The following is a 12794-nucleotide window of genomic DNA, read 5'->3' as shown; positions in this document are numbered from 1 at the left end:
AAGCAGCGGCAATCGCCAGCCCATTTTCTGTCGCCATCTCGCTGACCGCCCGGCGCAAGCGCACCACTTCGGCGCGCACTTCCTTTACATTACGGCAGACGTGGCTGCCAACTTCCACCTGCGACTGCATAAATTCCGGCTTCAGATTCAGGCTAGACGGCCGTGATTGATCCTGCGAAATCAGCTCGCTAATGTACGAGAACAGATTACGGCTTTCTGGATCAATGATCTGATATTCTTCCTCAACGCCTAAAGTTAATGGGGGGGTGGGCACAGACATGTTCCTTTCTCCTGGTTCTATTAGATTGGTCTTGCCGTGGGTTGTGGGATAAATCGTAACAGGGAATAGTTTAGTTGGGATTGGGCGCTGACGCAAGCGGGGAAACTGGCGTTCGCAGTTCTCCATTTGTCATGGTGGTTGGTAGGGGCGGGACAGCGCGGGCAGAAAACAGCCGCAGCAGACGGCATTTTCCCGCGCTGTCTCGCCCCACACCTGATTCCGTCAGCCCCAGTTTTGCAGAAATTCCACCAGCAGGCGCACACCGAAGCCGACGCCGCCAGCCGGAACATATCCTTTTTCCCGCTCCGCCAGAGCCATACCGGCGATGTCCAGATGCGCCCAGGGATAATTGGTGAACTGCTTCAGGAAGATAGCCGACGTGCCAACGCCGCCCATCCGGCCGCCTGAATTTTTCATGTCGGCCACGTTGGATTTAATGGCCTGTTGGTAATCGTCCCACAGCGGCAGGGGCCAGAGGCGCTCATGGGTAGCCTGGCTGGCGGCCAGCAGTTTGTCGCGCAGGCCGTCGTCGTTGCTGAAGAGGCCGGCCCCCATGCCGATGCCCAGGGCTACCACACAAGCCCCGGTTAGCGTCGCCAGGTCTATCACGGCCGTTGGCGCATACCGCTGCGCATACACCAGCGCGTCGGCCAGAATCAGCCGTCCCTCGGCATCGGTGCTAATGATTTCGATGGTTTTGCCGTTGCTGGCGGTGATCACGTCGGCCGGGCGGTAGGCGTGGGCATCAGGCATGTTTTCGGTGCAGGGGGCAATGCCGATGACCCGCAGAGGCAGATGAAGCTGCCCAACGGTTTTCATCGCGCCCAACACGGCCGCCGCGCCGCCCATGTCCGATTTCATCGCTTCCATGCGTTCGCTGGGCTTGATAGAGATGCCGCCGGTATCGAATGTAACACCCTTGCCCACCAGGATAATCGTCGGCAGATCTTCGCGGTCGGCATTGTGGTCCAAAACGATGAATTTGGGCGGGAAACCGGCCCCCTGGGCCACCGCCAGGAACGCGCCCATGTTGTGTTTGGCGGCCCATTTGCGCCCGCCAACAGTCAGGTTCATGCCGTAGGCTTCGGCGATTTGGGTGGCGGCGGTGGCCAGCCGGTGCGGCGTGGCGACGTTGGGCGGCAGGTTGACCAGGTCGCGGGCCAGGGTGACGCCACCATTAATGGCAACGGCCGTCACCATTCCCCGCTCTATCTCGGCCAACTTGTCACCGCCAACCTCTACAATCGTCAACGACTCAATCGCGTGAGGCGGTTCCGGGCTTTGGCGGGCGGCGTCATAGGTGTACAGCGCCAACAGTGTGCCCTCGATGGTGGCCTGGGCGGCGGCCGCCGCGGGCAGCCCAGCAATGCCCGCGCCATGAACGATGGTGGCGACATGTCTGGCTTTTAATTCGCGGGCGCGTTTGATCGCGGCGGCCGCCGCCTGCCGCGCACCTTCCAGATCAAACCCTTCGCGTTTGCCCAGGCCCACCACCAGCACCCTTTTGGCGGCAATGGCCCCGCGGGGATAGAGAACGGCCGTTTCTCCCGCCTTACCGCTCAGATCGCCGGCGGCAATGAGGTCGCCAATAGCCCCATCCAACGCCTGGTCCACAGCTCCGGTCGCGCCGCCGGGAATCTGTACGTCCTCAAACAAGTTGACAATGAGGGTGTCGGCCGGGCTGTTTTGAATGCCGCCGTGAGTTACTTTCAGGTCCATGGGATCTCCTTATAGGAAGAATTGAATACAAAAACACAAAGGTACGTAAGGTCCAAAGGGTGAAGAAGTTAGAATAGAATTGTACCGGGAAACGGCCGTCACTGGTAGACAAATCCCCACCCTTCCACTATCCTTGCAAAATCCAAATCCAAAATGGAGGTGCGGTATGAAATTTCTGATCATCGGTGGGACGCGCTTTGTCGGGCGGGCGCTGGTAGAGGCGGCGCTGAACGCCGGGCATGAACTGACTTTATTCAATCGCGGACAAAGCAACCCGGATCTGTATCCACAAGTGGAACACCTGCAAGGCGACCGCGACGGCGGTCTGGACGCGCTGCGCGGGCGGCAGTGGGACGCTGTCATTGATACGTGCGGCTATACGCCGCGGCTGGTGGGCGATTCGGCGCGGCTGCTGGCCGACGTGGTGGCCCATTACACCTTCATTTCCACTATTTCCGTCTACCAGGACTTTGCCCAGGCGGGACTGGATGAGGCCTATACACTGGCGACCATGCCCGACGAGACAGTAGAAGAGGTGAACGGGGAGACGTATGGTCCGTTGAAGGTGTTGTGCGAACAAACGATTACGGCGGCGATGAACGGCCGTGCCCTCCACGTGCGCGCCGGCCTGATCGTGGGTCCGTATGACCCCACCGACCGCTTTAGTTACTGGCCGTACCGACTGGCGCAGGGCGGCGCTGTGCTGGCTCCCGGCCGGCCAGAGGCGCTGGTGCAGTTCATAGACGCCCGCGACCTGGCGGCCTGGACAGTGCAGGCAGCGGCGCAGCAGCTGCGCGGTCCCTTCAACGCTACCGGCCCCGCTGACCGCCTGACTCTCGGCGAGGTACTACAAACCTGCCGCCAGGCGGCTGCAACTGACGCGGAGATTATCTGGGTGGAGGAAGCTTTTTTGCGCGAACAGGGCGTGGTCCCCTGGACAGATTTGCCCTTGTGGGTTCCCGGCGAGGAGGCGGAAGGGTTCGGTTCGGTGGACTGCGCCAAAGCGCAGCAGGCAGGTCTGGCCTATCGCCCTTTGTTGGACACGGCGCAAGATACCCTGGCCTGGCTGAACACGCGCCCGGCCGATTACACCTGGCGCAACGGGCTGTCACCAGAACGAGAACGGGAACTGCTGGCTTTATGGGCCAAAGCCAACGCCTGATACGAAAGATTGGACCAATCTTGGAGATTGGTCCAATCTAAACGTGTAAATTATTCACATCTCGTTCCTTACGAGGAGTGAGAAACAGGGACCGGAGCAGCAGCGTGTCGTAACCAGGGTTCGGTGTTCAGTTGGGGCTGATCCGTTTGGCGCTATCAAAATGGTCTTCGGCGGCGATGAGCAGACGGTTTAGCGCAAACGCCAGCAGAGCCACAGCCACCGAACCGGCGACAATTTTGTCGTAGCGGTTCTGGGCGATGCCGTCGAACAGCAGCGTGCCCAGGCCGCCAGCGCCAAACTTGGCGCCAATGGTGGCGATGGCCACAGCCACGACGGCGGCAATACGCACACCGGCCAGGATAACCGGCAGCGCCAGGGGAAGCTGAACGCGCGTCCAGCGCTGCCAGGCGTTCATGCCCATGCCCACGGCCGCTTCCACAATCGGCGCGGGCACACCCTTCAACCCGGCGACCATGTTGCGCACCAGGATGATCTGGGTGTAGACGACCAGCGCGGCGATAACGGCCGTCTGATTCAGCCCAAATAGTGGCAGCAGCAAAATCAGCAGGGCGATGCTGGGGATGGTGTAAAAGACGCCCAAAATCCCCAACACAAGCGCCGACAAGCGCGGCCGCGAAAAGAGGACAACGCTTAACGGCAGGGCGATGATGGTGGCGATAAACAGGGAAACGGCCGTCATCGTCAGATGCGCCCAGGTCAGCCGCAGCATAATCAGGGGGTTGTTGAAGATGTAGCCCATGCGCTTACGTTTCTCCGGCCGAGAGTTGGATGCCCGCCAATGTCAGCCTCCCTACCGGACGGCCGTTGTCTAACACCGCCAGGGCCGGCGCAGCGGAGCCAAGCAGCACCGACAACGCCTGGCGTAAATTGTCGTCGCAGCCAATCGTCGGCCAGCCATTGGACTCGTTTGGCAGCGGCAGCGGCTCCATGGCCGAGGCCACGCGGATCAGGCTCAACTGGCGCACCACATCATCGGCGCCAATCAGGTCGCGCACAAACTGGTCGGCCGGGCGGCTGAGGATGTTGATGGGCGTGTCGTATTGGACGATACGGCCGTCACGCATCACCGCAATTTTGTCGGCCAGCCGCAGCGCTTCTTCCACATCGTGGGTCACAAACACAATGGTTTTTTGCAGGCGGCGCTGAAGGCGCAGCAGCTCATCTTGCAGGCCACTGCGGGTGATGGCGTCTATAGCCCCAAATGGCTCGTCCATGAGGATGACGCCGGGGTCGCCGGCCAGGGCGCGGGCCACGCCCACCCGCTGCCGCTGCCCGCCAGACAACTGCGAAGGGTAACGGCCGCGGTATTCGTCGGGAGGCAAATCCACCAGGGTTAGCAGGTCATCTACCCGCGCGGCTACCCGGTCGGCCTCCCACCGCAGCAGTTCGGGCACGACGGCCACATTTTTGGCTACCGTCATGTGCGGGAAAAGGCCAATCTGCTGGATGACGTAGCCAATTTGGCGGCGCAGTTGGGTGGCATCCATCTGACGAATGTCAACTTCGCCCAGGTAGATGGTTCCGGCCGTTGGTTCATAGATGCGGTTGATCATTTTCAGCAGCGTCGTTTTGCCGCAGCCAGATGGCCCCAGCAGCACGACAAAGCTGCCTTCGTCCACCACACAGCTTACAGCATCCACAGCCAGGCGGGGGGCATGGGCAAACTGTTTGCTGACATTCTCGAAACGGATGGTACTCATAGGCTGGTGGAGAGCCGAAGGGCTTGGGAATACCCTTCGGCTCTGTGTGTTCTATTTGAGCAAGCCCTGGGCGGTAAGGAATTCTTTGGCGACATCGGCTGGTTCACGGCCGTTGCCGCTGACTTCGTTGTTTAAGCGCTGCATGGTAGCGTCGGTCAGCAAGGGAGCCAGGGCGTTTAATATCCCAGCCACGTCCGGGTTGGCGTCCAGAGCCGCCTGGCGAATCACTGGGGCGACCTGGTAGGGCGGATACAGCCGCTTGTCGTCAATCAGCGAAAGCAGGTCATAGGCGGCCAGTTCGCCATCGGTGCCAAAGGCCACCACCACATCCGCTTCGCCGTTGAGCAAAGCCTGGTAGCGCAGACCCGGGTCTACTGTCAGGAAATTCTTGAAGTCAAAATCGCCATACACCCGCTTCAGACCGGGCACGCCATCCTCGCGCTCGGCAAATTCCGGCGGGCCAATCAACACCAGTTGGCTGGCGTTGGCAACCATGTCTGAGAAGGTGGTGATGCCCAACTCGGCGGCGCGTGCTCTGGTCATGGCTAACGCCTGGGTGTTGTTCATAGGCGCGGGGTCCAGCCAGGCCAGCGAGAACTGGTCAGCATAGGCCTGCTTGACAGTATCGTAAACCGCCTGCGGATCGTTCATGACGCCCAGTTTTAGGACAGTCAGCAGGCCGGTTCCGGTATATTCCGGGTAAACGTCTATCTGGCCGTCTAGCAGCGACTGATGAGCCACGGGCGTACCGCCCAGGTTGAGCTTACGCTGGACGGTGTATCCGGCGTTTTCCAGCAGTTGGGCGTACATTTCACCCAGAACAAACTGCTCGGTAAAATCTTTGGAAGCGACGGTGATCGTTTTGTCACCGCCGCCGCCACAACCAATGAGGCCCAGGGTCAGGATGACGCTGATCATTATTAATAGCCAATGTGTTTTTTTCACAGTTTGCCTCCTGGCAAATGAGTTGGGGCTGGTGGTTGGTTATCAACCGGCCATACCTGGTGAATAAAATAGGTTAAGCGGGAACGGCCGTTGCCGGTGGCAGTATCCAGTATCCAGTGTTCAGTGTTCAGTGGGAGCCAGCCCATACGAAAAACTGGTCACGGAATACGGAACACGGCGACCTTCCCGCCGAGAACATAAAGGGTTTTTGCGTCAGCCGGGTGGCTGCAAACGCTGCTGCACACCGCCCAGGAGCAAATCGGCCGTCAGGGCCAACAGGGCCACCGGAATTGCCCCCACCAACAAGATGGGAATGTCGTACAGAGCAAAACCGCGCACCACAAACAGCCCCAGGCCGCCAATGCCAATGAAGGCCGCCAGGGTAGCGCTGGCAATGACCTCCACGGCCGCTGTGCGAATGCCAGCCACAATGACCGGCAGAGCCAGCGGCGTCTCCACGCGCCACATGGATTGCCGCCCGGTCATGCCCATGCCGGCGGCCGACTCACGGATGGCTGGCTCGATGGTGCGATAAGCGGCATCGGTATTGATGAGGATGGGCGGGAAGGCCAGAATGGTGAGGGCAATAATGGCCGACGTGAGCGATAGGCCAAAGATAGGAATCGCCAGAAACAAGATGGCGATGCTGGGAACCACGCGCAAAGCATTAAAAACGGCGATGATGGTCATAGAAGCAGTGCGTGATCGAGAGGTCCAGACGCCCAGAGGCACGCTGACGCCAATGCTAATGCCCAGAGAAATAAACACCAACAGCAAGTGATCGCCGAGAGCTTTGCTTAATTCGGCCGCATGGCTTTGGGCATACTGTAATGTTTCTGATAATAAAGCGAGCATACAATAAGCCTAAATGCAGCTTTGGACTGGTTGGTTTATCAAGTTGATGGTGGATTTGGCTGTATGGCTAGGTGAGGAAATAGGAAATCGAACTGGCACAGGCAGAGGAACATAAACGGCCGCTCTGCTTTGGGCACAGGCAGGCAGCAGAGCAGACAGCGATAGGCGCAACCGAGAAAGACGCTTGTTATGCGTGCGAAAATTGGAACCGGGCAAAGTCATGATCATCTCCATTATTTCACACCTGAGCGGTTTAGAAGATCGATCAGGTCTGAGAGGGGCTGAACAGTTAAACTATTATGCTATTATAGAAAAAAGCGCCTGGTTTGTCAGTTCTGCTAATGTTAGCCATAGATGACAAAAAACAGGCGTCTGTCTGGAAAACATATGACTTTGGTACTAATTTTCTATTTGTGACTGATTTTTCTTCTTCTAAACTATTCATGTGAGCAGGCTTAGGGAACGCTAGCACGCCCATTCTTGAGATAACAACAGCTCAGGGGCTTCTGTAAAAGGGGTATGAAAGGAAATACATTTGCATCGCGTGACATCCGCCAGATAAAACGATTGGTCATCTTTGCAGGCATTGTCTTGCTGTTGATATTGGAACTGAGCAAACTATTCCTGCTCAAACACCCTTTGGGGTCCGTATTGCTGGACACCGGTTTTGGGCTTTTTATGATTTTTGCGCTGGTCGAGATAGCGTCTCGCTTCAATGGACAGATGCAAGACCGGTTGATTGAGGAAATTGAGCAGCGGGCCAGGGTGGAAAGCCAACTGCGACTGCGAAGTTCAGCTTTGGAAGCGGCGGCCAACGCCATCACCATTACGGATAAAATGGGCGCCATTATTTGGGTAAATCCGGCGTTTGTCACTTTAACCGGCTACGAAGCGTCTGAGGTGCTTGGTAAAAATCCGGCAATTTTGCGCTCTGGTCATCATCCCCGTGAATTTTATACCGCGATGTGGCAGACCATTCTGAGTGGGCAGCCGTGGCATGGGGAAGTGGTGAATAAGCGGAAAGACGGCCGTCTCTACACTGAAGAACAAACCATCACCCCCGTCCTGGATGAAGCTGGGCAGGTCAGCCACTTTGTCGCCATCAAACTGGACATTACCCGGCGCAAAGAAGCGGAAGCCGAACTGCGGCAGTTTGCCGAGCGCCTGGAAGCCATGCACGCCATTGATCAGGCCATTCTCTCGCGCCGCGCGCCAGAACAAATGGCCCAGGTCGCCTTGCAGCGCCTGCACCAGATTGTGCCCTGGTCACGCGCCAGTGTGATGCTGCTAGAAGAACATACGGGCATGACTAACATGATAACCGTGAACGGACAGATTGTCCTCACCCAGGATTCTGGCATTCAGTTCCAATTTGACAATGAAGAGGCATTGCAAAGTGTTCGGCGCAACGAAGTGCATTACGTGCCCGATCTGAGCCAATACAAGACCGATTCTAATGTGTTTGAGTGGCTGTATGAAACGGGAACCAGAGCCTATGTAAACATCCCGCTGATGGTGAACACCGGCGAACTGATCGGCCTGTTGAATCTAGGCGCAAACGAACCGGGGGCTTTTCGTGATGAACACATTGCCATTGCCCGTGAAATTGCCGACTCGTTAGCCATTGCCATCCAACATACCCGGCTCTACGACGCTGAAAGACGGCAGCGCGAAAAAGCGGAAGCGCTGCAAGAAACGGGGGCGGCGCTTAGCTCCACGCTGGATTTCGACCAGGTGCTGACGCTTATCGTGGACCAGATTGCGCGGGTGGTGCCGTATGACACGGCCAACATCATTCTGATACGCGGCGATCATGCTCATGTGACCAATTCTCGCGGTTACGAACTGTTTGGGCACGACGTGGCGATTCGAGTAGCCAACCTGACTTTTGATCTCAAAAACACGCCAAACCTGGCGCACATCTTGCAAACCCGGCAGCCATTGATTATTGATGACGTACAGACCTATCCCGGTTGGCTCAAAGAAAAAGCGGCTTCACATACCCGGTCGTGGTTGGGTGTGCCGATTTTTGTGCATGGCGAGGCAACGGCCGTGTTCGCCCTTTCCAAAAGCCAGCCCAACTATTATCACCAGAACCATGTGGAGATGCTGCAAGCCTTTGCCGCCCAGGCCAGCCTGGCTCTAGACAACGCCCAATTGTACGAGCAGCTCCGCACCCATGCCACCCAGTTGGAAGACCGCGTCATGGAACGCACCCGCGAACTGGCCGAAATGAATGAACGCCTTACCGAATTAGACCGTCTGAAATCTAAATTCATTTCGGACATCTCCCACGAACTGCGCACCCCCATCACCAACATGAACGTCTATCTTGATTTGCTGGAAAAAGGTAAACCGGAAAGACACGAACGCTACCGGCAGATCCTCAAGCAAGAAACCCTGCGGCTGACACATCTCGTTGAAAACATCTTCGACGAATCCCGGCAAACCAGTTACTTACACCAGGCAGACTACACCCTGGTCGATCTGAATCAGGTGGTCGCAGATGTGCTGAATGATTACGACAGCCAGATCACAGCCCGAAACCTGATGCTGACCAGCGCCCTCGATCCAGACCTGCCTTCTGTTTTTGGCGAGCGGTCGCAGCTAACGCGGGTGGTGGCAAACCTGCTGGCAAACGCCATCAACTATACGCCAGCCGGTTCGATCCAGATCAAAACATTCCGGCAAAACAGCAGCATCCACTTGCAAGTGGAAGATACCGGGGTGGGCATTGATCCGGAAGACCTGCCACATTTGTTTGATCGCTTTTACCGGGGTCGTCATGCCAGCCAATCTACGATTCCGGGCACGGGTTTGGGGTTAGCGGTCGTACAAGATATTGTGGGGCTTCACCACGGCGAAGTAAATGTACGCAATCGGGCCGAAGGCGGGGCGATATTTGACATTCGGCTGCCCGACAGGATGCCGCTGTCCAGGTCATAAACGGCCGTTTCGCTTGATATTGGTCGGTTATGGCTTACAATGGGAAGCATCCCTGCTTTTCCTGAGAGGTGAGTTGTGAATGGCCCTCTGACCGACGCAGTTGATTTGACTCTTTTGGAACCGGTGTTGGCGCGGTATCACGGCCGTTCCCGTTCCGCCCTTCTTCCCCTCTTGCACGAGGCCCAGGCCCTCTATGGCTGGCTGCCCCGCGACATACAACAGGCCATCAGCCGTACCCTGCGCGTCCCCCTGGCCGATGTGCATGGCGTGGTGGAGTTTTACACCATGTTCTACAACCAGCCAACGGCCAGACAGGTGGTGCGCCTATGCAGCGATGTGGCCTGCACGCTAAATGGGGCGGATGATGTGGCGACGGCCGTCGAAAGCAAATTGGGCCTAAAACCAGGCGCGACGAGCGAAGACGGTCGGTTCACCTACGAGCGCGTGCCCTGCCTGGGCATGTGCGAACACGCCCCCAACGGCCTAAACGGAACCCGACCAGCCGGCAACCTCACCCCTGCCGCCGTAGACGCCTTCCTGGCCGGAACCCACCCCGAACCCGAAGCCAGACTCTACGGCACAACCCTGCTCAAACTGCACCGCATTGGCAAAATTGACCCCACCAGCCTCAAAGATTACCTGGCCCACGATGGCTACGTCGGCCTGCGCCGGGCGATGGGCTACACGCCAGAGCAAATCATCCAGATTATGGAAACCAGCAGCATTTTGGGGCGCGGTGGAGCCATGTTCCCGCTGGGTCTCAAATGGAAATTCACCCGCGCCGCGCCCGGCCACCCGGCCGAGAAGCACGTCATCGCCAACGCCGACGAAAGCGAGCCGGGCACATTTAAAGACCGCGCCGTCTTAGAAGGCGACCCCTACAGCCTGATCGAGGCCATGAGCCTGGCCGCTTACGTCGTTGGCGCGGCCAACGGCTGGATTTTTGTGCGCGGCGAATACCCCCGCGCCTACCAGCGCCTCGGCCACGCCGTGCAGCGGGCGCAAGAAGAGGGCTACCTGGGGCGCAACCTGTTCGGCCGTCAGGGATTTCATTTTGACATTGAAGTGCGTCTGGGAGCCGGGGCCTACATCTGCGGCGAAGAGACAGCGCTGTTTGAAGCCATCGAGGGCAAGCGGGGCTTCCCACGCATCAAGCCACCCTTCCCCACGACACACGGTCTGTTCCAGCAGCCCACCGTCATCAACAACGTCGAAACGCTTATCGCCGCGCTCACCGTCGCCCGCGTAGGGGTGGAGGAATGGCTCCGTTTTGGAACCAACGAGTCGGCCGGTACAAAGTGGTTTTGCCTGAGCGGGCATGTAGAAAGGCCGGGCTTGTACGAACTACCTTTTGGCGTCTCCATCCGCGAGCTGATTGCCATGGGCGGCGGCATACGCGCCGGGCACGAGATTCAGGCGGTGTTGATTGGCGGGGCAGCCGGCGTGTTTGTGGGACCAGATAAGTTGGATGCAGCGTTGACCTATGAAGACGCGCGGCTGCAAGCCTTCCCCATTGGCTCCGGGGTGGTCATGGTGTTCGACGAAACGGCCGATATGCGCCATGTTCTCTACCAACTGAGCCACTTCTTCGCCCATGAAAGCTGCGGTAAATGCTTCCCCTGCCAGATCGGCACGCAGCGCCAGATGGAAATCTTGCGCCGCGTCGCCCACTCCCACACGGCCCAGCCCGGCGACCGGGCAACCTTGTTGGATGTGGGCTTCACCATGACCCAAACGTCGTTGTGTGGTTTGGGGCAAACGGCCGCTTCAGCCATCACTAGCGCCATCAAATTGTGGCCGGAACTGGTCGCTGTCCAAGCAGTTGGCGCGCAAGGCACTCAATTGCCCAACAGAAAACACCTTCGCCGCAACCATAAGGATTCACGATGAGCGAAACTGTAACATTGACAATGAACGGCCGTTCCCTCACCGTCGCCGCTCAGACCACCATTCTCGACGCCGCCCGACAGTTGGGCATCGAGATACCGGTCATCTGCTACCATCCACACCTGACAGCCAACGGGTTGTGCCGCGTCTGTTCGGTGGAAGCGGGCGGGCGTGTGCAAGCGGCCGCCTGTGTCACCGCCTGCAGCGAGGGCATGACGGTGCAAACAGATTCATATGCGGTCCACCGCACCCGGCGCACCATCCTGGAGATGCTGGCCGCCACGGTGAACCTGGCCGAGGCGCCACACATTCTGGCCCTGCTGGCCGAATACGGCGCGGACGCCGCCCGCTTCCCAGACGCCACCCGCCGCGAATCGCCCATCCACGACGACAATCCGTTCTATCGGCGCGACTATAACCAGTGCATCAACTGCTGGCGCTGCGTGCAGGTGTGCGCCGAGGATGCCCAATACGCTTTTGCCTTGAGCTTTGACAGCCGGGGCTACCACACCACCATCGGCACATTCATGGGCGATGGCATGACAGATACGACTTGTGTTTTTTGTGGGCAGTGTGTGGGCGTGTGCCCAACCGGGGCGCTGAAGCCCAAACGTCAGGCGCTTCTGGAGCAAGGCATGAACCCCGACGACATTTTTTACCAGACGCGACTGGGAAAGAAGAAACGATGAACAACGACCCTCTAACCGAGATAGCCTGCCCCAACTGCCTGGCGCCTATGGAACTGCACGGCCGTCACCAACACATCACCTGCGACGCTTGCGGCAGCCATTTTTTGTTGGAAGGGCACATTTGCCCTGCCTGTTACACCTACCACCGCGAAGCGCGGGCCATTTGCCGCCAATGCGGCGCAGCCCTCACCCGGGTCTGCCAGAAGTGTCAGGCTGTCAATTGGGCCGGCGACGAATATTGCCACACCTGCGGCGCAGCGCTGGACATTTTTGCGATGCTGCAAAAGGTGGACGCCCAATCACGCACCGCCCGCCTGAATGAACGCCAGACGCAGATCCGCCAGTTGAAAGAAGAAGAAGAGAAAGCCTCGCAGCGGCGCATGGCTGAATTAGTGGCTGTCGAAGAGGAACGCCAGGCGGAATTGGCCCGCCAAACGGCCGTCAGCCGCCGCCGCGACCAACAAATCCTGACGGCCGTTGGCGTGGGGCTGCTGGTTTTTGTCCTGGTGATTTTAGCTGTCGCCCTGCTGTAAGCAAAAATAAAAACGGCCGTTTAGCCATAGGCAAACGGCCGTTCAATCGTCAATCCT

Annotated in this window: 11 protein-coding genes; 5 read left to right on the top strand and 6 right to left on the bottom strand. The window is 58.3% G+C overall.

Annotation, left to right across the window (positions count from 1 at the left end; genetic code table 11):
• Together IPM39_25240 and IPM39_25235 are read right to left on the bottom strand one after the other, a co-directional pair.
• Positions 1–280: carboxylate-amine ligase (locus tag IPM39_25240; GenBank protein MBK8989326.1), on the bottom strand; the 280-nt coding region annotated here is incomplete at its 3' end.
• A 222-nt stretch (positions 281–502) separates the two neighbouring features.
• Positions 503–1999 carry a leucyl aminopeptidase gene (locus IPM39_25235; GenBank protein ID MBK8989325.1) on the bottom strand — a complete coding sequence of 499 codons (1497 nt, stop codon included), beginning with the start codon at positions 1997–1999 and terminating at the stop codon, positions 503–505.
• Between the two features lie 166 nt (positions 2000–2165).
• Here IPM39_25235 and IPM39_25230 point away from each other — a divergent pair, with 166 nt between their 5' ends.
• Entirely contained in the window at positions 2166–3161 is a 996-nt protein-coding gene (locus tag IPM39_25230; GenBank protein MBK8989324.1) for an SDR family oxidoreductase, read from the top strand.
• Positions 3162–3288: 127 nt separating this feature from the next.
• Here IPM39_25230 and IPM39_25225 read toward each other — a convergent pair whose 3' ends face one another.
• The 4 genes from IPM39_25225 to IPM39_25210 all read right to left on the bottom strand — a co-directional run bounded on the left by IPM39_25225 (position 3289) and on the right by IPM39_25210 (position 6682).
• Positions 3289–3921, bottom strand: coding sequence for an ABC transporter permease (locus IPM39_25225; protein MBK8989323.1), 633 nt, complete (start codon positions 3919–3921; stop codon positions 3289–3291).
• Between the two features lie 4 nt (positions 3922–3925).
• Positions 3926–4882: an ABC transporter ATP-binding protein gene (locus IPM39_25220; GenBank protein MBK8989322.1), complete on the bottom strand. Its 957-nt coding sequence runs from the start codon at positions 4880–4882 to the stop codon at positions 3926–3928.
• A 51-nt stretch (positions 4883–4933) separates the two neighbouring features.
• Entirely contained in the window at positions 4934–5800 is an 867-nt protein-coding gene (locus IPM39_25215; protein ID MBK8989321.1) for a quaternary ammonium transporter, read from the bottom strand.
• Between the two features lie 240 nt (positions 5801–6040).
• Positions 6041–6682, bottom strand: a complete 642-nt coding sequence (locus tag IPM39_25210) for an ABC transporter permease (GenBank protein ID MBK8989320.1) — start codon at positions 6680–6682, stop codon at positions 6041–6043.
• Between the two features lie 519 nt (positions 6683–7201).
• On the opposite strand from IPM39_25210, the gene IPM39_25205 reads away from it, so the two are divergent.
• From IPM39_25205 to IPM39_25190, 4 genes are all read left to right on the top strand, one after another.
• Entirely contained in the window at positions 7202–9628 is a 2427-nt protein-coding gene (locus tag IPM39_25205) for a GAF domain-containing protein (protein MBK8989319.1), read from the top strand.
• A 75-nt stretch (positions 9629–9703) separates the two neighbouring features.
• Positions 9704–11518 carry an NAD(P)H-dependent oxidoreductase subunit E gene (locus IPM39_25200; protein ID MBK8989318.1) on the top strand — a complete coding sequence of 605 codons (1815 nt, stop codon included), beginning with the start codon at positions 9704–9706 and terminating at the stop codon, positions 11516–11518.
• Positions 11515–12204, top strand: coding sequence for a (2Fe-2S)-binding protein (locus IPM39_25195; GenBank protein MBK8989317.1), 690 nt, complete (start codon positions 11515–11517; stop codon positions 12202–12204). Before IPM39_25200 ends, IPM39_25195 begins: the two co-directional genes overlap by 4 nt.
• Positions 12201–12737 (top strand): hypothetical protein, encoded by a 537-nt coding sequence (locus IPM39_25190; protein ID MBK8989316.1) that lies wholly within the window; start codon positions 12201–12203, stop codon positions 12735–12737. Before IPM39_25195 ends, IPM39_25190 begins: the two co-directional genes overlap by 4 nt.
• Positions 12738–12794: the final 57 nt, after the last annotated feature.

This window comes from Candidatus Leptovillus gracilis, from assembly GCA_016716065.1.
Lineage (GTDB): Bacteria > Chloroflexota > Anaerolineae > Promineifilales > Promineifilaceae > Leptovillus > Leptovillus gracilis.
The sequence above is the reverse complement of the archived record's forward strand: the minus strand, read 5'-3'. Positions and strand labels throughout refer to the sequence as shown.

Coding starts and splice junctions, on each gene's coding strand:
- IPM39_25235 (MBK8989325.1), bottom strand. CDS start 1,999: ATGGACCTGAAAGTAACTCACGGCGGCATTCAAAACAGCCCGGCCGAC.
- IPM39_25230 (MBK8989324.1), top strand. CDS start 2,166: ATGAAATTTCTGATCATCGGTGGGACGCGCTTTGTCGGGCGGGCGCTG.
- IPM39_25225 (MBK8989323.1), bottom strand. CDS start 3,921: ATGGGCTACATCTTCAACAACCCCCTGATTATGCTGCGGCTGACCTGG.
- IPM39_25220 (MBK8989322.1), bottom strand. CDS start 4,882: ATGAGTACCATCCGTTTCGAGAATGTCAGCAAACAGTTTGCCCATGCC.
- IPM39_25215 (MBK8989321.1), bottom strand. CDS start 5,800: ATGATCAGCGTCATCCTGACCCTGGGCCTCATTGGTTGTGGCGGCGGC.
- IPM39_25210 (MBK8989320.1), bottom strand. CDS start 6,682: ATGCTCGCTTTATTATCAGAAACATTACAGTATGCCCAAAGCCATGCG.
- IPM39_25205 (MBK8989319.1), top strand. CDS start 7,202: ATGAAAGGAAATACATTTGCATCGCGTGACATCCGCCAGATAAAACGA.
- IPM39_25195 (MBK8989317.1), top strand. CDS start 11,515: ATGAGCGAAACTGTAACATTGACAATGAACGGCCGTTCCCTCACCGTC.
- IPM39_25190 (MBK8989316.1), top strand. CDS start 12,201: ATGAACAACGACCCTCTAACCGAGATAGCCTGCCCCAACTGCCTGGCG.